Annotated in this window: 21 protein-coding genes; 11 read left to right on the top strand and 10 right to left on the bottom strand. The window is 61.9% G+C overall.

Annotated features, from left to right (window positions below; all coding sequences use genetic code 11):
* The 3 genes from NW833_RS09875 to fmt all read left to right on the top strand — a co-directional run.
* A partial coding sequence (locus NW833_RS09875; RefSeq protein WP_414412366.1) for a cobalt-precorrin-5B (C(1))-methyltransferase occupies window positions 1-599 on the top strand: 599 nt, incomplete at its 5' end.
* 64 nt (window positions 600-663) lie between these two features.
* Window positions 664-1374: a hypothetical protein gene (locus NW833_RS09880; protein WP_414412367.1), complete on the top strand. Its 711-nt coding sequence runs from the start codon at window positions 664-666 to the stop codon at window positions 1372-1374.
* 24 nt (window positions 1375-1398) lie between these two features.
* Entirely contained in the window at window positions 1399-2391 is a 993-nt protein-coding gene (gene fmt, locus NW833_RS09885) for a methionyl-tRNA formyltransferase (RefSeq protein WP_414412368.1), read from the top strand.
* A 17-nt stretch (window positions 2392-2408) separates the two neighbouring features.
* Here the strand turns inward: fmt and radC are convergent, their stop codons facing one another.
* Complete coding sequence (gene radC, locus NW833_RS09890) at window positions 2409-3140, bottom strand: RadC family protein (RefSeq protein ID WP_414395154.1); 732 nt, start codon at window positions 3138-3140, stop codon at window positions 2409-2411.
* A gap of 289 nt (window positions 3141-3429) precedes the next feature.
* On the bottom strand, window positions 3430-3600 hold the full coding sequence (locus tag NW833_RS09895) for a hypothetical protein (RefSeq protein ID WP_414412369.1): 171 nt from the start codon (window positions 3598-3600) through the stop codon (window positions 3430-3432).
* Window positions 3601-3924: 324 nt separating this feature from the next.
* On the opposite strand from NW833_RS09895, the gene NW833_RS09900 reads away from it, so the two are divergent.
* Complete coding sequence (locus tag NW833_RS09900; RefSeq protein WP_414412381.1) at window positions 3925-4203, top strand: pentapeptide repeat-containing protein; 279 nt, start codon at window positions 3925-3927, stop codon at window positions 4201-4203.
* A gap of 204 nt (window positions 4204-4407) precedes the next feature.
* On the opposite strand, the gene NW833_RS09905 is transcribed toward NW833_RS09900, so the two are convergent.
* Together NW833_RS09905 and NW833_RS09910 are read right to left on the bottom strand one after the other, a co-directional pair.
* Window positions 4408-5469, bottom strand: coding sequence for a CIA30 family protein (locus NW833_RS09905; RefSeq protein ID WP_414412370.1), 1062 nt, complete (start codon window positions 5467-5469; stop codon window positions 4408-4410).
* 148 nt (window positions 5470-5617) lie between these two features.
* Window positions 5618-6787, bottom strand: coding sequence for a lipid-A-disaccharide synthase-related protein (locus NW833_RS09910; protein ID WP_414394988.1), 1170 nt, complete (start codon window positions 6785-6787; stop codon window positions 5618-5620).
* A 95-nt stretch (window positions 6788-6882) separates the two neighbouring features.
* Between NW833_RS09910 and NW833_RS09915 the strand changes: the two genes are divergently transcribed.
* From NW833_RS09915 to NW833_RS09940, 6 genes are all read left to right on the top strand, one after another.
* Window positions 6883-7188 (top strand): hypothetical protein, encoded by a 306-nt coding sequence (locus tag NW833_RS09915; RefSeq protein WP_414394987.1) that lies wholly within the window; start codon window positions 6883-6885, stop codon window positions 7186-7188.
* Window positions 7189-7251: 63 nt separating this feature from the next.
* Window positions 7252-8298: a thiamine phosphate synthase gene (locus NW833_RS09920; protein WP_414394986.1), complete on the top strand. Its 1047-nt coding sequence runs from the start codon at window positions 7252-7254 to the stop codon at window positions 8296-8298.
* A 153-nt stretch (window positions 8299-8451) separates the two neighbouring features.
* Entirely contained in the window at window positions 8452-9975 is a 1524-nt protein-coding gene (locus NW833_RS09925; protein ID WP_414395153.1) for an AAA family ATPase, read from the top strand.
* Between the two features lie 131 nt (window positions 9976-10106).
* A complete protein-coding gene (locus NW833_RS09930) occupies window positions 10107-12179 on the top strand; it encodes an FAD-dependent oxidoreductase (RefSeq protein ID WP_414412371.1) in 2073 nt (690 codons plus the stop codon).
* A gap of 69 nt (window positions 12180-12248) precedes the next feature.
* Window positions 12249-12590: a histidine triad nucleotide-binding protein gene (locus NW833_RS09935; protein WP_414394984.1), complete on the top strand. Its 342-nt coding sequence runs from the start codon at window positions 12249-12251 to the stop codon at window positions 12588-12590.
* Between the two features lie 285 nt (window positions 12591-12875).
* Window positions 12876-13526, top strand: coding sequence for a precorrin-8X methylmutase (locus NW833_RS09940; RefSeq protein WP_414395151.1), 651 nt, complete (start codon window positions 12876-12878; stop codon window positions 13524-13526).
* A gap of 463 nt (window positions 13527-13989) precedes the next feature.
* Here the strand turns inward: NW833_RS09940 and NW833_RS09945 are convergent, their stop codons facing one another.
* Together NW833_RS09945 and hflX are read right to left on the bottom strand one after the other, a co-directional pair.
* Window positions 13990-15720: a diflavin flavoprotein gene (locus NW833_RS09945; protein ID WP_414412372.1), complete on the bottom strand. Its 1731-nt coding sequence runs from the start codon at window positions 15718-15720 to the stop codon at window positions 13990-13992.
* A 123-nt stretch (window positions 15721-15843) separates the two neighbouring features.
* Window positions 15844-17574 (bottom strand): GTPase HflX, encoded by a 1731-nt coding sequence (hflX, locus tag NW833_RS09950; RefSeq protein WP_414409738.1) that lies wholly within the window; start codon window positions 17572-17574, stop codon window positions 15844-15846.
* Window positions 17575-17732: 158 nt separating this feature from the next.
* On the opposite strand from hflX, the gene NW833_RS09955 reads away from it, so the two are divergent.
* Window positions 17733-19007, top strand: a complete 1275-nt coding sequence (locus NW833_RS09955; RefSeq protein WP_414412373.1) for an amidohydrolase family protein — start codon at window positions 17733-17735, stop codon at window positions 19005-19007.
* 2 nt (window positions 19008-19009) lie between these two features.
* Here the strand turns inward: NW833_RS09955 and NW833_RS09960 are convergent, their stop codons facing one another.
* Genes NW833_RS09960 through NW833_RS09975 form a run of 4 tightly spaced genes read right to left on the bottom strand, consistent with a single transcriptional unit; the run spans window position 19010 to window position 21294 of the window.
* On the bottom strand, window positions 19010-19468 hold the full coding sequence (locus tag NW833_RS09960; RefSeq protein ID WP_414405246.1) for an FxLYD domain-containing protein: 459 nt from the start codon (window positions 19466-19468) through the stop codon (window positions 19010-19012).
* A 25-nt stretch (window positions 19469-19493) separates the two neighbouring features.
* Window positions 19494-20108, bottom strand: a complete 615-nt coding sequence (locus tag NW833_RS09965; protein WP_414412374.1) for a 5-formyltetrahydrofolate cyclo-ligase — start codon at window positions 20106-20108, stop codon at window positions 19494-19496.
* Between the two features lie 13 nt (window positions 20109-20121).
* Entirely contained in the window at window positions 20122-20595 is a 474-nt protein-coding gene (locus tag NW833_RS09970) for an FKBP-type peptidyl-prolyl cis-trans isomerase (protein ID WP_414394970.1), read from the bottom strand.
* A gap of 42 nt (window positions 20596-20637) precedes the next feature.
* The gene (locus tag NW833_RS09975) at window positions 20638-21294 is read right to left on the bottom strand and encodes a hypothetical protein (protein WP_414394968.1); all 657 of its coding nucleotides are present in this window, start codon (window positions 21292-21294) and stop codon (window positions 20638-20640) included.
* Window positions 21295-21299: the final 5 nt, after the last annotated feature.

A 21299-nucleotide genomic window follows, 5' to 3' on the forward strand; every position in this document is an offset into this window, starting at 1 on the left:
GGACGCGGGCGGAGGTGGAGCCTTCTGCCAGTGCCGAAAGTCTGGAGCAAGCCCGGCAAGAGCTGCAACAGAAGCTCGAGCAGCACAGGCGGCTGGCCTTTTGCCTAGGCAGCCACGGGCAACAGGTAGCCCTGCGGCAAGGGATCCCGGCAGAGCAAATCCTGCGGGTAGCCAATTGGGTAGGGCCGCTGCTGGTGGAGGCGGCGCTGCGGGGGGCGGAGGCCGTTCACTTGATTGGCTACCACGGCAAACTCATCAAGCTAGCAGGCGGCATCTTCACCACCTCCAGCCATGTGGCCGATGCCCGCCTGGAGATTCTGGTGGCAGCCTTGATCCGCTGTGGGGGAGCAGCCGAGCAGGCGCGACGGCTGTTGGAGCTGGGAACGGTGGAAGCAGCAGTGCAGTACCTGGAAAGCCTGGGTTGGGCAGAGCCGGTGCTACAGGCCCTGGCTTGCCGAATCTGCGAGCGGGCAACAGCCTATGTGCAAAAGTACGCCGGCCGATCCCTAGCGTTGGCGGTAACGTTGTTTGATCGACAAGGGCAAGTTTGCGTGCAGGCGGGGCAGGGACTTAAACCTCAGCCTGCTCAAACCCTCTAGTGGTTTTCAGCAACTCTAGGCGCTGAGCTAGGTTGGATCCGAAGCTACCCAGGGATCTCTACCAGTGGCTACTTCTTCTGCAGCTTCTCCCCAGCCTCCTCTGTCGGAGAGGGTGGCGCGCCTGCAGGCAGCCCTGAGTGCCCTAGGGTTGAGCTCTCTCCAAGTCCAGGCGCGTCTTTCCGGCCACCGCCTGTTGCTGCGTTTAGAAGGGGAGCCCCTCCCGGATCCGGACTGGCTGCTGGAGAGCCTCCTGCCAACCCTAGAGGAAATGGCGCTGAGCTACCGGCAGCGTCAGGTGGAGCTGTTCGGCTTTCCTTCCAACGAAGGGATCCCGGAATGGCACCGCGAGTGGCGCTACCAGCCGCCGCCCAACCCCAACAGCCCCTTGTACCGTGCCCGGCAGGGGGATGAAGAGGCCCTCCAGGAGGTGCTCAACTACTTGCTCCACCCAGAAGGAATCCGCGCTCGGGTTCACCTGCATCCCAAGCTGGGCTGGCTGCAGATTAACTTGCAGGCTGCAGAGGCGCCGGATCCGGCCTGGGCCAAGGATTTTGTGCGGCGGGTTCTAACGCGCTTAGAATTGACCTTTGTGCAACGGCTGCGGCTTTCTGGGCAAAAGCTGAGCTCTTTCTTTCCAAGCTGGAGCCAGGAATTCGATCTCAAACAGCCCACCTTTTGGCAGGCTCCCCCAGCCAGGCTTTCTCCCTTTCCTTCTCCAGCAGCCGACGCTGCCGATGGCGAGCCCCCTCGGCCTTCCCCCGCCGCCCTAGACTAAAGGGCAGGGTTCAGGGGGTTGGCCATGCGGGTTGTCTTCTTTGGCACGCCGGAGTTTGCCCTACCTTCGCTCCAGGCTCTCCTGCAGCCGCCGTCTCCTTTTGAAGTAGTGGGATTGGTCTGCCAGCCGGATCGGCCCCAGGGACGAGGACAAAGGGTGCTTCCTCCGCCCACGAAGGTCCTTGCCCAAGCCCAGGGGATCCCCGTGTGGCAACCTGTCCGTTTGCGGCGGGATGCAGAGGTGCTGGCGGCGCTGGCGGCGCTGGCTGCCGATGTGTTTGTGGTGGTGGCCTATGGCCAAATCCTGCCACCGGCGGTGCTGCAGATGCCCCGGCTGGGCTGCGTCAATGTCCACGCCTCCCTCCTGCCGGCCTACCGCGGCGCTGCCCCCATCCAGTGGGCTATTGCCAACGGCGAGACCGAGACCGGCGTCACCACCATGCTCATGGACGAGGGCCTGGATACAGGAGCCATCTTGCTGCAGGCCAAGCTGCCCATCGGGCCGGAGCAGACCGGCTTGGAGCTAGCCTCCCAACTAGCCCAACTGGGGGCAAGCCTGCTGGTGGAGACGCTGCTGAAGTTGGAAAAAGGAGAGCTGACCCCCATTCCTCAGGATGACTCGCGGGCCACCTACGCCCCCCTGCTCAAAAAACAGGACTTCCAGCTCGATTGGCGGCGCTCGGCCCAGGCTTTGCACAATCAAATCCGCGCCTTTTCCCCCAACTGCTTTACTGGCTTGCAGGGGCAGCGGATTAAGATTGTCCGCTCCGCCTCTCCTCAGTTGCACCCGCCACCTAATCCTCTTCCCCAGGGCAGCCCTGGAGAAGTCGTGGGACTGGCCAAGGGAGAAGGGGTGTACGTGGCTACCGGCGAGGGATCCCTCCTGATCCGACGGGCCCAACTGCCTGGCAGAAAAGAACAGTCGGCTTGGGATCTGGTCAACGGCGGCCAGCTCAGGGTGGGCATGCGCTTTGAGCCGCTTTTGGAGACCGATGGTTCCTCTCCCCAGGCAGAGTAGGTCAGGGGGGTGGGGGTTTATTCTGGCTGGGGAAACTCCTGCCAGAGGTTGGTGTGTTGGCGCAGGCTGAGGAACTGACCGCCGCCCAGGATGAGGTGATCCAAAACGGGGATCTGCAGCAGTTGTCCCGCCTGCAGCAGTTGCCGCGTGAGAGCCAGATCCTCGGGGCTGGGATCCAAGCTGCCAGAGGGGTGGTTGTGGGCCACCAGGATGCGGCTGGCTCCCTGCTTGATGGCGCTGCGGAAGGTTTCCCGGGGGTGGGTGAGGGTTTCCGTGGCGGTTCCCCGCGTTACGATCTGCTGGCCGATGAGGCGGTGCTTGATATCCAGGTGCAGGACGGCAAAGTGCTCTTGGGCCTCCCACATCAGGTCAGCGCTCAGGGCCATGGCCGCCTGTTCTGGCGATTCAATCACCGTCAGCTCGGGTGGTCGGGCCAAAAAGATCCGCCGCCCCAGCTCAATGGCTGCCAGCACCGTTGCCGCCTTGGCCGGGCCGATGCCCTCAATTTGAAGCAGCTCCCCGGCCTCCACCTGGCGCAACTGGGCAAGGGGATCTCCTTGCGCTTCCAGTTTTTTGAGGAGCAATTGGGCTAGGCCCAAGGCAGAGAGCTTGCCCGGCCCCTGGCCTGTGTTGAGCAAAATGGCCAGCAGCTCGGCGTGGGAGAGGCTTTTGGCCCCTTGGCTGAGCAGTCGCTCGCGCGGGCGATCCCGAAGGGGAAGGTCACTGATACGCAGCACGTACTGGCCCATATTCTTCAACAGCCAAAAGGGGCTGCTACAGGCTGGGATCCCAGGTTACCAGGCAATCGGGCACCTACGCCGTGCTTGCCAGCCCCTCCCTCAAGGAACCCGCAGCGGATCTCAAAGATAGGATAGGATACAAACGAGCGCAGCCCATAGGGGCCAACCCTTCCTGAAAAAAAGTGGACGGCTCCCCCCTGAGTATGCTGCAACAACCGCCAGCACCAGGATCAAGGTAGGGCCACAGGTGAAGAAGGGTTACAAGATAGCTCCTAGGAAAGGGGAAAGGACAGAACCGTCACAAAGAGGAAGCCAACGGGATCCCTTGAATCCACCGCAACGCCGCACGCAGCTTGGCCAGGAGAGCGGTGACCACCCAGTCCGCCACCTGGACGCCTGCCGGATCCCTGCCAACAATAAGGACACGGGGCTGCCACGTCTGGTAAGGAGATAGAAGGTCTACCTCCACACTCCCCCAGCGCGTAGCGCTAACGGGTATCCCGGCGGACTAGCTAACGTCTCACGAGGAGACAGTACGGTGATGGAAAACTTCGATCCTGTTTTAGGCGGACAAGGGCCTGGCGGATTCGATCCGGTCATAGGTGGCCTGGTGGGTGTTTGACAAGCCCTGGCCAGTCCGGATCCTCAAGTGAGAATCCGAGCTCTCAGAAATGCTCTCCAACATGGGGAAGAAGGGGCCCAGCTTCTCCTGAAAGCACTGCAGGAGGACAAGGAGTGGGAGGTAAAGTTCGCTGCTTGGGAGACGTTCCTGAAATCCGACAATCTCCACCACGTGCAGGCAGCAAAGGCATATCAGATCCCCCTACGTCAGGTTGGGGATATTCGAGGAAAGTATATAGCTGGCGAGCGAGACTTTCGCTGGGCTGACTTGAGGAAGGCTAACCTGAAGAAGGCTGACCTGAGCGGGGCTAACCTGAGCGGGGCCAACCTGGAGGAGGCCAACCTGAGCGGGGCCGAATTGTTCGGGACCGACTTGAGGGGAGCTGAACTGACAGGTCCTCAGCTCAGAGGGGCCAACCTAAAAGGTGCCAAGCTCGATTCTGAGATTTGACGAGCACAATTCTTCCCGATGGGACGCGCCATCCTTGACTTCGTAGCCCCAAGGTCTGTGGGGTCTCGAAGAGGTCGGAAAGCGGGATCCTCCCAGCCAGGGCAATAGCAGCCAGGACGCCCAGAGCCCTCCACCCCTGACCGAGATGCCCGATCCAACGAGCCTCGTCGGCAGCCCAAAGGGATCCCAGCAGTGGGTCAAAGCTTAGCCAGGGAAAGCTTCTAAAGGCACCACCCGGCCCACACTTTCGGGCGAGCGCAAAAGGCGCAGCAGGTGAGCGGCTAAGGTAGATCCCTCGATCCCGGCGGGAATTTCCACCCCACACCAGCGGCTGGAGCTCTCCTGCAGGGCTGTCACCCAAGCGGGCGACAGGGATCCCTGGGCCACCCCAATCAGTTGCGGCAGGGGGTCGCTGCGGTAAAGCCCAATCCAGCGCAGGCCCAGTTGGAAGGGCCCAGGCCGAAAACGAGGGTTAGGGCTGCCGTCGGCTTCAAACTTGCTCAGCATCAGCTGCAGCGAATAGATCTGGCGGGTATTCAAGGGGGGAGCGGCAACCCGGCGGGCGCGAAAGGTGGGCACCATCTCGGCAAAAGGAACCTGGACGGTCTGCTCCTCCCCAGGGGTGGTGTCGAAGGCGTAGGCGTAGGCTGGGCTGTCCCAGCCGCCTTGATCCCTGAGCAAAACCTTGTAGCGCTGTCCATCGCCCCGCAGCCGCAGCTCCAGGCCAGCAAACCCTGAGGCGTCCAAGGGGGGCTGCCAATTGCGCGTGCGCGTGGAAACAAAGCCGCCGAAGTTGGCCGTGGAAACCTGGCCCGTAAACAGCAGCTCGCCCTCTCCCCAGAGCAGTTGGCTTTGGCTCACCCCGCCCATCACCACATCGTCCAAGATGCCCCAGAACTGGTTTAACTGGGGGTTGGGCTGGCGGAAGTCGAAGAGCATCTGTTCCGTTTGGCCGCTGCGGCGCAGCCGTTCCAGGTGGGCCTTGGCCACCTCTGGCGCTCCCAGCCCCAAGATCACCCTGGCTGTCGCACAGTCCTGGCTCTGCCCTACCTCCGCCCCTTGCTGGCGCAACGCCTCTGTCAAACCCTCGGGCAGGCCATCGCCCAAAAGAACCAGAGGAAGGGAAGTGGCTGGCGTCAGAGAAGGAGGCATAAAGAGAACTTCTGGGCTTTGAAAGCCATTCTGAAGCCAGCGCCAGAAGCCGGCAAAGGGTAGCACCTCGTAGTAGGTGAGGGTGTTCCAAAATCGCCCCAAATCCCAGGTCATCTCTAGCTGCTCCAAAACGCCCTCCAAGTAGGCAGAACCGGCTACCTACCCAAGGGATCCCCCTTCTCCAGCGTAGGCAAAGGGGCAACAGTGCGGCAGCAATTGGGGCAAGCTGAGCGGGACTCAGTAGCCTTGAGACCGCCACAGATTAGTCCCGGGGACCGGCAAGCAAGGCTGTGATCTGGTCAGCAATGCGCTGGGTGGCCCCAGGGGATCCCATGCGCCGTTGCCCGTGGGCCCGCAGTTGGGCGGCGTAATCGGGATCCCTGGCTAGGCGATCCAGAATTTGGCAGAGCACGGCGGGGGCCTGCTGGGGAGAAGTGAGGTGGACGGCGGATCCCAGAAGGCGGCTTTGGGCTTCGGCAAAGCGCGGGGTAAATTGTGGCCCCTCTCCCGGCAGGGTAACCACTGGCTTTCCTAGGCCGACGCATTGTTCCGTGGCCGTCCCCGCCATGGCCAACACCGCCGTAGCTCGGTGGGCACAGGTGCCGAAATCTCCCCACACCAGCAGCAGGTCGCGGCGCCGAGACGGGATCTTCTCCTGAAGGGGACCCCGCTCCAGGTTGGGGCTGAGGGCTGCATAGACTTGGATTTCTGGCGGCAGTTGCTCTACCACCTGCATCATCAAAGCCCAGTTGCGGTAGGCTTCCGGAGGACGGGATCCCGGCAGCAACAGCACCGCAGGCCGGCTGGGATCCAAAGGCAATTCCCCCCGCGGCTCTAGGTCGTCCATCATCGGGTTGCCCAGGTAGAAGGCCCTTAGGCCCCGTTGCTGCAGGCCAGCTGCCGTCAGCTCATCCCGCAAAAAAGAACCCAGGCAGCGCCTGTGGGCCATCAGCCAGCGCTCCCAGGGCAAGTAATCGGAAGCCGGCTGGCCCAGCCAAGGGCGGCGGTAGGGCCCCCGCTCATCCCGCCAGTAGTAGTCCGACTTGGCCGTGCCCACGAAAACGTAGGGGATCCCGCTCCACCAGGCCATGGCTAGGGGCACAATGTCTCCCACGGCTAGCACCAGCTCCACCTGCTTGGCTAGGCGGCGCACCAGAGCCAGTTGCTGCCTCGTCAGGCCCAACAAGCCAGCGCGCAGATCCCGCCACAGCTGCCGCCAATCCTGGTAGATAAATCCCCCCGAAGGCATTACCTGGGTCAGGGGCAGCAGCGGGATCCCTCGCCGTCGATACGCCACCCCTTCCCCCACAATCGGCAGGGCCTGCACTGGGATCCCTCGTTGGGTGAGGGCTGAGGCAATGCGGCTAGCCACCTCATCTTCTCCGTGGCCATTGCTCAGGCACAGCACCCGCGCCAGATTTTGGGAGTTCATTGCTGGGGGAGGTTGTCGTCTCCAGCCAGACTAAACGAGCCTACCAAAGCCTACCGAATTAAAATAGGGCCAATCTGAGAGAGAAAGCCGGGGCGATGATCCGAGATGAGCGACAGCGAGCTGAGTTTATTGCAGCGGTGGAAGCCTTGCGCCTGGAAGGGCCCTACTTCGTCGAGACCCGTCTTAGCCGTCAGCGGGGACCTTTTTGGCGGGCGGTGAAGGATGTGGCCGCCGGCCAGCCCTGGTGGGAGATCCGCTACTTTCCTGCCTGTGAGCGCTACGCTTGGGCCTACCTGCCGGAAGGGATCGGCCCCCGTGAGTTTGCCTGGGGACACACGCCCCAGCAGGCTTTCCTCAACGCCCTTTGGCAACAGCCTGCCTCCTCTTCGGACAAGGGCTAGCCCAGGTGCCGGAGAGACTATTCCAGTTTAGAGTAAGGATTAAAACTCCCACGCGCAGGGGACATGAAACCACAAGCCGTCGCCCGGATTCTCGATGCCAACCTTGACCGCGCTCGCGAAGGGCTCCGGGTACTGGAGGAGTGGTTTCGCTTTGGCCTGGAGAACGGCGAGCTGGCTAGCGAGTGCAAAGCTATGCGCCAGGCCCTAGCCCGTTGGCACAGCAACCCACTGCGGTTGGCCCGCGACACCCCTGCCGACCCCGGCACCCAGCTCTCCCACCCCCAGGAGGAGGAGCGGCGGGATCTCAGCCACCTGTTGCAAGCCAATTGCAGCCGCGTGCAGGAGGCGCTGCGGGTGCTGGAAGAATACGGCAAGCTGGCCGAATCCCAGCAGTGGGTGGCCCCTGGCCTGGCCAAGCTGGCCAAAGACATGCGCTACCACCTCTACGTTCTTGAAAGTGAGCTGTTGGGCAGATCCCTGCGCCGACGCCTGTTGGCAGCCCGTCTTTACCTGGTCACCAGCCCAGTGCCCCACTGGCTGGAAGTAGTGGAAAAGGCGCTGCGGGGCGGGGTGACTCTGGTCCAGTACCGCCGCAAGAACCTGGCCGACAGGGAGATGCTCTGGGATCTCAAACAGCTGCGGCAACTGTGCGACCGCTACCAGGCGTTGATGCTCGTCAACGACCGGGTGGACTTGGCCTTGGTCAGCCAGGCGGATGGGGTACACCTGGGCCAGACGGATTTGCCAGTTGCCCAAGCCCGACAACTGCTGGGATCCCAACGCCTGATTGGCCTGTCCACCACCAACGCTGAAGAGTTGGCCCAGGCCCTCGCCAGCGACGTGGACTACATTGGCGTCGGCCCCGTCTACGCTACCCCCACCAAGGCGGAAAAACCGCCTGCGGGTCTGGAGTACGTGCGCCTGGCTGCCGAGAAGGCCTCTCTGCCCTGGTTTGCCATTGGCGGCATCGATCTCCACAACCTGCCGGAGGTGCTGCAGGCAGGCGCCAGTCGCGTAGCCGTGGTGCGGGCCCTGATGGAGGCGGCGGATCCCACCCAGACCGCCCGTGCCATGCTGGCCGAGTTGCAAGGGATCCCTGCTTTATCTTGAAAGAGGAAGAGCCTACTTTTCATCCCCCTGATGGCAGAGTTGGCAAAAGAACTCAGAGAGCTCACGGATCGCAACCAGAAAAGCGGCGGCGATCCCAGCCTAAGTGGGATTGCCACTGAGGTGCAAGGGGAGCTGATCCAGGAGCTGGATCTGATGATCCGGGCCCGCTACCCTTTGATCTACCTGGTCTCCCCCGAAGAGGAGCCGGCCGATGCCGTGCTCGTGCAGGTAGCCAAGAGAACCGATCCGCCCCGACGGCTGCTGTTTTGGGACGTGGTACGGGGCTGGCAGGATAGCGGCGAAGACCGGGGTTCCCTCATGGCCGCCCTAGGGCGGGTGTGGCGCTCAGCTCCGCAGGAAGACACTCTGTTTGTGCTGCGGGATCCGCACTTTGTGTTGCGCAACGCCACCAGCGACAAAAACGCCCCCATCCTGCGGGAGCTGAAAAACCTTAGCCGCGAGCTCAAGCGCACCCGCAAGACCTTGATCCTGCTCAGCCATACTCTGGAGGTGCCCAGCGACCTGGCCGAGGAGGTCACGGTTGTCGATATTCCCCTGCCCAACAGCGAAGAGATTAGCCGCCTCATCCAGATCTATGTAGCTCCCGAAAAACTTAAGCTCAGCCCCTTGGGTCGCGAGCAGCTGGTCAAAGCCTGTCAGGGGCTAAGCCGAGAGCGCATCCGCCGCGTTTTGGCCCGCGCCCTGGCCGCCAAGCAGGAGGTCAACGAGGCCGATATCGACCTGGTGTTGGAGGAGAAGAAGCAGGCCATCCGCCAGACGGGCATTCTGGAGTTTTTCACTGCCCGCGAGACCCTGAAAAATGTGGGTGGGCTGGACAATCTCAAGGCTTGGGTGCGGGTGCGCCAGGAAGCCTTTACCGAAGAGGCGCGGCGCTACGGCCTGCCCAACCCCAAGGGGGTGCTGCTGGTGGGGATCCAGGGCACCGGCAAGTCCCTCTCGGCTAAGACCATCGCCAACGAGTGGCGGCTGCCCCTGTTGCGGCTGGATGTTGGGCGGCTGTTTGCTGGGATTGTTGGCGAGTCGGAAAGCCGCGTGCGCCAGATGATCCAACTGGCGGAGGCCATGGCCCCCTGTGTGCTCTGGATTGACGAAATTGACAAGGCCTTTGGCAACATTACCAGCGGCGCCGACGGAGACTCGGGCACCAGCCGCCGGGTGTTCGGCAGCCTCATTACCTGGATGCAGGAGAAAACCAGCCCGGTCTTCATCGTGGCCACTGCCAACAACGTGCCCCTCTTGCCGCCGGAGCTGTTGCGCAAGGGCCGCTTCGACGAGATCTTTTTCCTTAACCTACCCACCCACGCCGAGCGCAAGGAGATCTTCCGGGTACATCTGCAGCGGCTGCGCCCCAACCGCCTGCGGGAATTCGACCTAGATGCTCTAGCAGCCGCAGCTCAGAATTTCAGCGGCGCCGAGATCGAGCAGGCTATCGTGGACGCCATGTACAACGCCTTTGGGGGCAGCGGCAGCGGCGCTCGGCGAGACTTCACTCAGGAAGACATCTTGCAGGCCATCCGCGAAACCGTGCCCTTGGCCTCCATTGCCCGCGAGCAGATCGAAAGCCTGAAGTGCTGGGCTGCCCAAGCCGGCGCTAGAGTTGCCTCTCAAGATGCTCAGGTGCTGCAGGAGATGAAGCAATGTTTTGCGGCTTCGTAGAGCCCCTAGGCGGGGGTTGAGGCCCTGGAGTCGGCTCCCACCAAGCGGCTTACTGAGGCATTGGGAACCTGAGCGCTCCTCCCCTCGTGTCACAATGGGTAAAGGTTGGCTTCTTTTTGTGTCTTGGCCCTGTGCTCAAGCCTCTGTACTACCGCGAGATCCCTTGCCCAGAGACCGCTCAAGTGCTGCGCTGGCTGCAGGAGCACCTGCCTTTGCCTACGGGCAGCCAAAAGGTGCTGACTCCTACCGGCCTGCGCCTACAGGGATCTGGAGCGGAGCTGGCCGTTTTCCTCTGGTCGGGGCTAAACACCACCTATCTCAAGATCTTCCAGTGGTCAGAGCGGCCTTTTCCCCAGCAGGGCCGCTGGCTAAAGGAAGTGGAAAAGGCTATCCAAAGCCAGTTTCCCCACCGCTACCCGCAGTTGCCCCCTATCGATCTCAGCCAGGGATCCATCTTTGAGCAACTGGAGCCCTTTTACCCGCAGACGGTAAAGTATTTCCGCCGCATCCCCAACGGCGAGTTTGACCTGCAGCGGGTTTACTGGTGGGAGAGGCGCTGGCGGGAGGAGGTACAGTCCCCTCCTACTCAGCGGCCACCGGTGCTGTTGCGTCAGCCTGCCCCCCAACCTGCACCCTTGGAGTGGGACTTGGTGGTGGTGGGCGGAGCCCTGGGAGCCATCTACGGCGCGGCCATGGCCCGCCTGGGCTACCGCGTGGCCTTGGTGGAACGGCTTCCCTTTGGCCGCATGAATCGGGAGTGGAACATCTCGCGGCGGGAGCTGCAGACGCTGGTGGACTTCGGCCTCCTCAGCTCTGAGGAGATGGAGAGCCTCATCCTCAGGGAATACACCGATGGGTTCAACAAGTTTTTTGATGGCAACAGCCCTGTACGCGCGCCCGTCCTGCACACGCCGACGGTGCTCAACCTGGCCATCGATGCCGAAAAACTCCTGCAGCTCTGCGGCCAGATCCTAAAAGCCTGCGGCGGCGCCATCTACGAGCGCAGTGAGTTCCAGCGGGCCTATATCGAGGAGCAAGGCGTCACGGTGGTGGTTAGGGACTTAACCACTCAAGAAGAGTTCTGCCTGGGAACCCGCCTGTTGGTGGATGCCATGGGGACGGCCTCCCCCATTGCCCAGCAGCTCTACGGCCGCCGCGCCTTTGACAGCGTTTGCCCCACGGTGGGAGCTACCATTGCAGGGGGGTTTGAGCCGGGAGTTTGGGATCCCCAGTTTGGCGACATCCTGGCCAGCCATGGAGACATCAGCCGCGGTCGACAACTGATCTGGGAACTGTTCCCTGGGCCAGGGGAGGATCTCACCTTCTACCTGTTCTACTACCACCAAGTACACCCGGAAAACCCGGGCTCCCTCTTGGAGTTGTATGAAGACTTTTTCACCATCCTGCCTGAGTACCGCCGCTGTGACCCAGAGCGCCTGCAGTGGAAGAAGGCCACCTTTGGCTATATCCCCGGACGCTTTGGCCGGCAGCCAGCTCCCGCAGAGCCCTTCGACCGCGTTCTCTTGATTGGGGATGCGGCAGCCCTGCAATCGCCCTTGAGCTTTACGGGGTTTGGATCCCTAGTGCGCAACTGCCCCCGCCTTTGTGACCTACTGGACACAGCCTTGCGCCATGATCTGCTCAAAGCGGCCGACCTAGCCCAGATCCGCGCCTATCAGGGCAACTCGGCGGTGACCTGGCTGTTTTCCCGCGGCATGATGGTGCCCACCGGTAAGGTACTGCCGCCCGAGCGCATCAACGCCATCCTCAACAGCTTCTTTGGCATTCTCACTACCGAGCCGCCAGAGGTGGTGGACGACTTTATCAAAGACCGGGCTGGCTGGCTGGCCTTTAACCGCATGGCCATCAAGGCAGCTCTGCGGAACCCACGGCTGCTGCTGTGGATTTGGGAGGCGGTGGGGGCGGAAGGCTTTGCCCAGTGGCTACCCACCTATTTCAGCTACACCGGCCTGGCCTTGCTCTCGGCCTTGCTGGGGGGCTGGTTCCCCAAGCTGCTACGGCGCCTGCAGCTCTGGCTGGAGCCTCGCTACCCGCGCCTCTGGCTGCGCTGCCTAAGCTGGAGCTACACCCTCACTTACGGTGTCGGCCGGCCGCGCCTCGAGTTCCACCTTCCTGCTCCTAGTTCTTCTGCTAAGCCAAGCGTCCAAAATCCGATACCGAGCTGGATAGAAGAAAGAGTCTAGCTCATGCAGCCACGGCAGTTTAGAGTCACAAACAGGTAGGCTAAGGGCAGAACTTGTTTGTCACCACCCATGAGCGACACGGTTTTCAGCAAGATCATCCGTAGGGAGATCCCCGCCCAAATTGTCTACGAAGACGAGAGGGCAATTGCTTTCAAAGACATTGCTCCCCAGGCCCCTGTCCACATCCTGGTGGTGCCCAAGGAGCCCATTCCCCGGATTTCCCAGGCCAAACCTGAGCATGAGGCGCTGTTGGGGCACCTACTGTTGACAGCCCAACGGGTGGCTGCTGCAGCTGGCCTAGACAAAGGCTACCGCTTGGTCATCAACGACGGAGAAGACGGTGGCCAAACTGTCTTTCATCTCCACATTCACGTTCTCGGCGGTCGACCCATGGGCTGGCCTCCCGGCTAGACGACGGTTTTGCCGCCAATGGGGGGCTTTATAGAGCGCTCCGCGCTGCCAGGGCGAGAAGGTGCAGACGTGTCAACCGGTGTCGAACGCGCTTGGGCAAGCGCTGTAGAGGGCAAGTTGTGCCAACTGTGGGCATCGGCTGGCAGAGACTTTACCCAAGGGCACTTAGCGGGGCTGGGGAGACAAGCACCTCTAGCTCTGTGGAGGCCCCGCCTTTAGGCAGGGGAGGACGTCAAAGATACAATGCTGCTGTTAAGGGTAGCCGGCGGGCGAGGTCTAAAGCCGATGGAGTGGCATGTCACCGATGCGGAAAGCCTGATGATTATCGACCAAGAGGTGGGCAAGCATGGGCTTTCTCCTGCCGAATACGAGGTGGTGCGTCGGGTAATTTACGCTACCGCAGACTTCGAGTATCTCCACCTCATCCGGTTTGCCAACGAGGCTCTGCAAGCAGGGGCGGCAGCCCTGGCAGCGCGCACCACCATCGTGGTGGACGAGCCAATGGTGCAGGTGGGCATTGCGCGGGCTGTGCAGAACACCTTTTCCAACCCCATCTACTGCGGCAGCGAAGCTGTCACCCGCCCCCAGAAGGACAAGACCCGCTCTGCCTGGGGCCTGCAGACCCTGGCTCAGCGCTACCCGGAGGCCATCTTTGTCATCGGCCAGTCCCAGACTGCCCTCACCACCCTAGTGCAACTGATTACAGCGAAGGAAGTAGCCCCCGCCCTCGTGATCGCGACGCCGGCTGGGTTTGTGAACGTGGTGAAAGCCAAGCAGGAGCTGGCCGATTCGATGGTACCCCACATCCGCACCGAGGGACGTAAAGGCGGCCCCGCTGTAGCAGCGGCGGTGTTGGATGGACTTCTGGATCTGGCTTGGCAGGCCTACACGCAACCTGGCCGTGGGGATCGCCCAGGTAAATCTAGCCCTGGATAAGCCAAGATCACAAACGCCCTGGGATCCTGGTCACACCTTTCTGGGTTTCGTCTTGGCAAGCTGGGAGCTGCCTTCTTGGAGTGCAGCAGGGCGCCTAGTTATGCAACATTTCCGGCATTTCAGTGGTTTTTGGAGGATCAGTTGCCTTCTAGCTGTAGCGTTTGGGCTGAGAGGGTGGGCCTATCCCGAGCAGGTGGCCGCTTTGCCCCTGTCTTCCCTCGCCGCCTCCCTAGATCTCAGCTTGGAGGAAGCACAGCTCAACCCCTACCAGCGCTGGCAACAGCAGCATGCACCTTCTGCCGTTCCCTCTGCGGGTAGCAGCTTCTACCGCCTAGCCCAACAAGTAGAGCAAGAAGCCCCAAAGCTGCCTTTTCCGCTCAAAGCAGAGGGGATTCCCTTGGGACAAGACAGCTCTTTTGTCTTGCATCCCAGCGGTCTAGGGTATCGGCTGTCTTATTGACGATCAGTAGTGATTCCCCACCTTTCGGTGGTGCACCGCAGTGAGGCCCTCGGGACTGGAGACCCGCCCTGCCTCAAGGATGCTGTAGACCACCCAGTGGTCACTGGTTTCTAGGCGGCTGGCCACGCGGCACTCCAGGTAGGCCAAGGCATCGGCAAGGATAGGGGATCCGTTGGCGGCAGGGTAGGTCTTGACGCCAGCAAAGCGGTCGGCCCCTGGAGGAAACCGCTTGAGGAAGTGGCGCATCAGGGACTGGTGATGGCCCTCCTGCAGCACGTTGAGGACAAAGGTGTCTCCCACTTGCAGGAAAGACTCGATGGCCCGATCCTTGGCCACCGCAACGCTGATCCCCGGCGGATCAGAGCTGGCCTGGGCTACCCAGGAGGCGAGCATGGCGCTAGTGGCCTGCCCTTTGCGGGCGGTGAGGATGTAAAGGCCATTGCTGATGCGACCCAGAGCGCGATCCAGGTCAGCATCTAGAGCTTTCATTTGCTGAATGCTGCGATCCCGGGTCAGCCATTGCCCTAGGTCGGTGCCAGCCTCTTCCGCCAGCTGCAGCAGGGTTTCGTTCACAGGCTGCTTGAGGAGGATGGGCGGAAACACTTCCTTGGCACCCAGCTCCTGCAAAGTGTTGCGGCAGAGGTAGACCGACTCGTCGTCTTCTCCCCCCGACTCAAACAGGCCAAAGCCCTGCTTGCCGTGGGCAGCAGCCAGGAGAGTTTTCAGCAGCATCTGCGTGGTGGCTGCCTCGGGCCCCGATTGGGGGGGCATGCCTATCACCACACCGGCAGCCAAGCTGGTTAGCTCCCGCACCTCATGGGCATCCAGCAGCCGCAGATCCGCCAGCTCTACGGCAACGCCGGTTTTTTGGATCCCGCGGGCAATGGCTTGAGCCAGCGTTTCCGCCTGGCCATATCCCGACAGGTAAAAGACAGCCACCAGCCGTTCGGCTTTGGCCTGCTCTAGACTCCAGCGGCGGTAGTGCTCTACCCAGTTAGACAAGTGATGCCGTAGTAGGGGGCCGTGGCCGGTGGCGATGGCAGCAATGGGAGGTAAGGACTCCATGCGCTTGAGAGCCGAGAGCACGGAGCGGGCGTTGGGCGCCATGAGGCAGTCGTAGTAGAGCTTAAAGTCGGCCTGTAGCAGGTGGGGATGCTCATCCCAAGCCAAGTCGTCGCAGTAGTGCATCCCAAAGACGTCGCAGGTGTAGAGGATCTGGGTGCCGTGGTCGTAGGTGAGGATGGTGTCGGGCCAGTGCAGGTTGGGAGCCGAGATGAACTCCAGGACATGCCCCTTGCCCAGATCCAGGCGATCCCCCTGCTTCACCACCAGGTGCCGGAAGGGCCGATGCACCAGGTTTTCTAGAAACTGCACGGCCACTTTAGAGGCCACCACCGTCAGCTGGGGCGCCAGCTCCAACAGGTCCCCCACTAGGCCGCTGTGATCTGGCTCGGTGTGGCTGACCACCAGGTAGTCGATGGTGGCGGGATCCAGGAGGCCTCGCAGCAGATCCAAGTACAACTGCCGAAACTTCTCGTGGGAGGTGTCAATGAGGGCCACCTTCTCGCCGCGGATCAAAAAGGAGTTATAGGTGGTGCCATTTTCCAGGGCAAACTCGATGTCAAACCGATCCCGATCCCAGTCCTGGGAGCGGATGGCAAGGGTATCGGCGCCAATAGGCAGCGTCTGCAGTGTGAGATGCGCCAAGCGCGGTGCAACTGCCATAGCGGCCATGTCCTCCCCCTCTGCCAGACGGCAACTTGGCGTGTAACTGAACCTAATTGCAATGTAACTGAATGTTGAGGCAGGGGGAAGGGAGAGGACAGCCGGCAAGTTTGGATTTTCTAATGGAATGCTTTAGGGATCTGCCGCCAAGGAGCCGGAGCCAAAGGCAGCCGCAAACTGGGCCAAGGTGTGGCGCAACTGATCCAGGTTTTGGCCAGTGGCAGCGGAAACAAACAAAGCCTTGGGGTAGAGCAGGCGGACATCTTCCACCCACTCGGGATCCAGGCGGTCAATTTTGTTGAACACCAATTGTCGGGGACCGGTGGTCAGGGGCATCTGGTCCAGCAATTTTTCCACCGCCTCGATTTGCCCTTCCCAGTTGGGGTGGGAGAGATCCACCACGTGCAGCAGGGCATCGGCCTCCGTCACCTCCTCCAGCGTGGCCTGGAATGCCTCTACCAATTGCTCAGGCAGCTCAGTTAAAAATCCCACGGTGTCGGTCAAGAGCACCGCCTGCTGGCCGGGCAGCTCCAGCCGCCGCGTGGTGGGATCCAGGGTGGCAAAGAGTTGGTCAGCCACGTAGACCTGGGCGTGGGTGAGGGCGTTGAGAAGGGTAGATTTACCAGCGTTGGTGTAGCCCACCAGGGCCACCACAGGAATTTGGGATCCCTCCCGCCGTTGGCGCAGCCGCTGGCGGTGGCGGCGCAGCTCTTCCACTTCCTGCCGCAGCTTGCTGATGCGCCGCTGGATGGCCCGCCGCTCCGTTTCCAACTGGGTTTCCCCCGGCCCCCGGGTGCCAATTCCACCCCCCAACCGCGACATGGTGCGACCGCGACCGGCTAAGCGGGGCAGCAGATACTGCAGTTGTGCCAGCTCCACTTGCAACTTCCCGGCCCGGGTTCTGGCCCGCTGGGCAAAGATATCCAGGATCACCTCGCTGCGATCCACCACTCGCACTCCCAGGGTCTCCTCTAGGTTGCGCACCTGGCTGGGGGTGAGCTCGCGGTCGAACACCACCAGGTTGGCCCCCAAATCCTGCACCAGCAAGGCCAACTCCTGGACTTTACCCGAGCCGATGACCGTGGCAGAATCGGGGCTCTCCCGCCGCTGCCAGATAGTTTGGAGCACCTGTCCGCCGGCGCTCTCCACCAAGCGGCCCAGTTCCGCCAAGGCGTCCATGAGATCCTCGTAGCTCTGGCCCGGCCCCTGCAGCCCCACTAGGATGGCCCGCTCCTGCTTGGGATCCACCTGGCGGGCAGTGGCTTGGCGCCGAAAGCCATCTTCTAGCTCCGTCACCAGCTCCTGCAGATCTTGTTCTGCCAGGATCCCCAAGGGCAAAGGCTCAGAAACCTGCCAACGGCGCCCTTCCTCCGGCACCAGATGGGCTAGGTAGGCGCACTTGACAAAGCCCGTGGCCCCTCCGCCGCGGCGCAGCTTTCCCTCTAGGGGAGAGACCGAGAGGGTAATGAGGGCATCCAGCCGCTGGAGGGCCATAGCTGTCAGCGCTTTTTGGCTAGGACCCCCTGGGCCCACTTGGGTGGTGATGCAGCGGATCCCGGACAGGCGCTCCGCCCCCTGGCGCGGCAGCTCCCAAGCCGGGATCTGCGTTTCAAAAGGGGATCCCAGCCCCACGCGAATCACTTGGCCCCGCCGATTGAGGTAGACACTGATGGGCTGGCTTTCCAGATCTTGAGTGAGGGCTCCCAGCCTTTGGGCAAACTCCACCGTCACCAGCCGATTGGGAGGCAGTCGCAGTTGGTAAAGACGTTGCAGTTGCTTGCGCTGATAGGGTTTTAGCCCCTTGGCCTGGGCAAGGCTCAAACCAAGGTCGGTCTGCTGGCGAGAGGCGCTAACCCTAGGCATAGGGAGGGGGAAGGACCCGAAAACAGGCTTTCCTCTACCATATACGTTAGTGGCTACCAGGAACTTGAGGGCAAACCCTAGGGAATCTCGGAGCAAGGCTGCTTTTGAGAAAGCTGCCGCTAGCAAGAAAAGGGTCAAGCTGGCTTGGGAAGAGGGGGATGGATTTAATCTTGCGCCGGGCCAATTTGCCAGATGGCCGTAAGGGAATCGACATCGGCATCGAGGGGGAGCGCATCGTTGCCCTGGAGGCAAATCTGCAGGCTACTGCTCCCCAGGAGATCGATGTGAGCGGCCGCTTGGTGTCGCCCCCCTTTGTGGATGCCCACTTTCACCTGGATGCTGCCCTCACCTACGGGATCCCGCGCGTCAACCAATCGGGCACCTTGCTGGAAGGGATCGCCCTCTGGGGAGAGTTGAAGCCACTGCTAACTCCGGAGGCGGTCATCGAGCGGGCTCTAACCTACTGCGACTGGGCAGTGGCGCGCGGGATCTTAGCCATCCGCGCCCATGTGGACGTGTGCGATCCCGACTTGTTGGCGGTGCGGGCCTTGCTGGAGGTCAAGCAGAAAGTGTCCCCCTACCTGGATTTGCAACTGGTGGCCTTTCCCCAAGATGGCTACTACCGCTCGCCGGGGGCGGTGCAGCTTTTGGAGAAGGCTCTGGATTTGGGGGTGGAGGTGGTGGGTGGGATCCCCCACTTCGAGCGGACAATGGCCGAAGGAGCTGCTTCAGTGCGGGCTCTGTGCGAGATTGCAGCCGCGCGGGGCCTGCGGGTGGATCTGCACTGCGACGAAACAGACGACCCCCTCTCCCGCCACGTCGAGACCTTGGCCTATGAGACGCTGCGGCTGGGCCTGCAGGGTCGAGTGACGGCCTCCCACCTCACCTCGATGCACTCGATGGACAACGCCTACGTGAGCAAGCTAATCCCCCTAATGGCCGAGGCAGAGCTGGGAGTGGTCGCCAACCCGCTGGTCAACCTGGCGCTACAGGGCCGCCAGGACACCTACCCCAAGCGGCGGGGGCTGACGCGAGTGCCGGAGCTGATGGCCGCCGGGCTGACGGTGGCTTTTGGCCAGGACTGTGTGATGGATCCCTGGTACCCTCTGGGCAGCGGCAACATGCTGGAAGTGGCCCACATGGCCGTCCACGCTGCCCAGATGACAGGCTATGAGCAGATGCGGCAGTGCTTCCTAGCGGTAACCGAAAACCCAGCCCGCCTGCTGGGCCTGGAGGGCTACGGGCTCCAGCCTGGCTGCCGCGCCGATTTGGTGGTGCTCCAAGCTGCCGATGTCGTCGAAGCCATTCGCCTCAAGCCACCCTGTCTGTATGTTTTCCGCCGGGGCCGCCTCATTGCCCAAACCCCGCCGGTGGTTGCCCAGCTCCATCTTCCAGGGCGCCCAGCCCAGGTGGAGTTTACCCGTCAGCTTTAAGGCTAACGGCGCACGGTGCCGCTGAAGCCGCTGGCCTTAAATTGCTCCAGGGTCAAGGGCAGGGGGCTGGTCACGGGCACGGAGATGCGAATGGAGAAGGGGCTTTCCCCAGGAGGAACTTCGGCAATTGCCCCCAGGCGGGTGCGCTCCGGCAGAACTTCGTTGCCGTTGGCATCATAGAGGCGACCAAAGACGTCGGCATTCAGCACGGTATTCTTGGAGCGGTTGACAACTGTGCCCTCGATAAACAGGCACCTGGCCGGTATGGGGTTGCCGTTGCTGGTTACCAGGTTGGTGTATTCAGGGGTATCGGGGCAGGAGGTGACGTGGAGATCCTTAAGTTGCAGCGGGATCTTCCCAAAACCCGCTAGGAGCGCCGCCAAGACCACCCAAGCCAGACTCCAAGCAAGGGAAGAGAACCTTTGGGCTAGACGCTGCCTGTGCTCCCAAACTTGGCTCATGCTCTCTCCTCCAAGGCCTACCCCCTTAGTCTAGGGGATTCCTTGCTGGGTAAAACCCCTCTTCGGTTTGGATCCCGTCCAGGCGCTGATCCCAGGGATCGCAGGGGAGGGGCTGCTCCAGCAGACAGGCCTGCGGGACAATGCCCCACTTGGGCACGGTGGGATTTGGTAGGGAGGCCAGAAACCAGTCATAGTATCCTCCTCCGTAGCCTAGGCGCCTCCCCCAGCGATCGCAGGCCAGGGCAGGCACGAGGATTAAATCCGCCTCGCCCGGGTCGACAACGGGGCTGGTGGAGGAGGGTTCCAGCAAACCCCAGCGGTTGGGGACTAGCTCAGCCGGATTGTAGCGGTGCCAGCGCAACTGCTGCTGGGGCAAGCAGCGAGGGATCCCCCACTGCTTCTCTGGAAAAAGGACAAATAGGGATCCCAGATCCACCTCTGAGCCGAAAGCCACATAAGCCAGGATGGTTTTGGCGGCCAGGATTTGGGAACAAGAGGCCAAATGAGCCACGATCTTTTGGCTGATAAGAGCTCGATCTAACCCCTGCCGTAGCTGGCGAAAGTGCTGGCGCAGATAGGCCTTTGCTGAGGCAGGATCTGCTGTAGCGGCAGGAAGCTGAGGGAGAGAAAGTTGCTGCACAGGCCCAACGAGATTACTGGATGGCCAGCAACTCCACCTCAAAGTCTAGGGTGGCGTTGGGAGGGATCACGCCGCCAGCACCGCGGCTGCCGTAGGCCAACTCCGGCGGGATGCGCAAGTACCGCTTACCCCCCACGCGCATCGTGGCCAGACCTTCTTCCCAGCCAGGGATCACCTGCCCTGCCCCGTAGGTAAAGGTAAAGGGTTGATTGCGCTTGTAGGAGCTATCGAAGACCGTACCATCCTGAAGTTTGCCCACGTAGTTCACCACCACCTTTTGCCCTGGCTGCGGGGAAGGCCCTGTCCCTTCCACAATGTCGTAGTACTGCAAGCCCGACTCGGTAGTGATGAAATCCTTGGCTTGGGATGGGGCGGTAACTGCCGGATTGTCTTTGGCTCGAGACAGAGCTGTTGCTGGCAGTCCAACCCCTGCCCACAGGCAAAGCAAGGCCAAGCCCACCAGCAGCACCCGTTGCGTTGCTTTCATCGGCGTTTCCTTAGCTGTTGCTGTTATGGTACCAGGATTGCCTCAGCTCCTCAGCTCGGCAAATTCGATGATTTGGCCTTGCGGATCCCGCACCCAGAAAACCAAGGGCTTCTCGGAGCGGACACTGTTGCGGATCCCTTGTTTGTTAATCCGCCTCAGGAGGGCCTTGAGGGCCTCCCGCTCATAGCTGGCGTGGCGATAGCGAGCGCTGCCGCTGCGGCCTGCCGTTGTCCCGTAGGTTGACAAAGGCCTGGAGGAGCCACTGTAGGGGGTAGCAGCCGCATAGGGATCCGTAGAGCCAGGGATCACGTGCAGCTGCACCGCGTCAGAGAGCTGGTACCAAAGGCCAGAGGTATCGAGGGTTTTCGAGGCAGACTGGCCCTTGGCGTCAAGGCGGGAGCCAAGGCCAAGATCCCCCGGGAAGTAGACGGAGCCCAGGCTAGAGCTGACGACGCTTTGCTCATAGCCGTAGTAGTACTGCAGCGGCAGCTCCGCCTCCGGCAGCTTCAACACCTTCTCGTAGAACCCCCTTGCCTGCTCCAGATCGGGCACGATGATGGTGTAGACCCGCGGTGCGCCGCTCAAAAATGTCCACATCGCCCCGCCATAGGCTGAAAGCAGTAAGAACATTAGCCCCTTTGTGGAAAGCAAAGCCTCCAGCGGAATGAGGGGCAGCAGCAGTCCAAGGGGGCCCAACATCGGCA

The sequence above is a fragment of the Synechococcus sp. O70.1 genome (genome assembly GCF_047462215.1).
Taxonomy (GTDB): Bacteria; Cyanobacteriota; Cyanobacteriia; order Thermostichales; family Thermostichaceae; genus Thermostichus.

Coding starts and splice junctions, on each gene's coding strand:
- fmt (WP_414412368.1), top strand. CDS start 1,399: ATGCGGGTTGTCTTCTTTGGCACGCCGGAGTTTGCCCTACCTTCGCTC.
- radC (WP_414395154.1), bottom strand. CDS start 3,140: ATGGGCCAGTACGTGCTGCGTATCAGTGACCTTCCCCTTCGGGATCGC.
- NW833_RS09905 (WP_414412370.1), bottom strand. CDS start 5,469: ATGACCTGGGATTTGGGGCGATTTTGGAACACCCTCACCTACTACGAG.
- NW833_RS09910 (WP_414394988.1), bottom strand. CDS start 6,787: ATGAACTCCCAAAATCTGGCGCGGGTGCTGTGCCTGAGCAATGGCCAC.
- NW833_RS09915 (WP_414394987.1), top strand. CDS start 6,883: ATGATCCGAGATGAGCGACAGCGAGCTGAGTTTATTGCAGCGGTGGAA.
- NW833_RS09920 (WP_414394986.1), top strand. CDS start 7,252: ATGAAACCACAAGCCGTCGCCCGGATTCTCGATGCCAACCTTGACCGC.
- NW833_RS09925 (WP_414395153.1), top strand. CDS start 8,452: ATGATCCGGGCCCGCTACCCTTTGATCTACCTGGTCTCCCCCGAAGAG.
- NW833_RS09935 (WP_414394984.1), top strand. CDS start 12,249: ATGAGCGACACGGTTTTCAGCAAGATCATCCGTAGGGAGATCCCCGCC.
- NW833_RS09940 (WP_414395151.1), top strand. CDS start 12,876: ATGGAGTGGCATGTCACCGATGCGGAAAGCCTGATGATTATCGACCAA.
- NW833_RS09945 (WP_414412372.1), bottom strand. CDS start 15,720: ATGGCCGCTATGGCAGTTGCACCGCGCTTGGCGCATCTCACACTGCAG.
- hflX (WP_414409738.1), bottom strand. CDS start 17,574: ATGCCTAGGGTTAGCGCCTCTCGCCAGCAGACCGACCTTGGTTTGAGC.
- NW833_RS09955 (WP_414412373.1), top strand. CDS start 17,733: ATGGATTTAATCTTGCGCCGGGCCAATTTGCCAGATGGCCGTAAGGGA.
- NW833_RS09960 (WP_414405246.1), bottom strand. CDS start 19,468: ATGAGCCAAGTTTGGGAGCACAGGCAGCGTCTAGCCCAAAGGTTCTCT.
- NW833_RS09970 (WP_414394970.1), bottom strand. CDS start 20,595: ATGAAAGCAACGCAACGGGTGCTGCTGGTGGGCTTGGCCTTGCTTTGC.
- NW833_RS09975 (WP_414394968.1), bottom strand. CDS start 21,294: ATGTTGGGCCCCCTTGGACTGCTGCTGCCCCTCATTCCGCTGGAGGCT.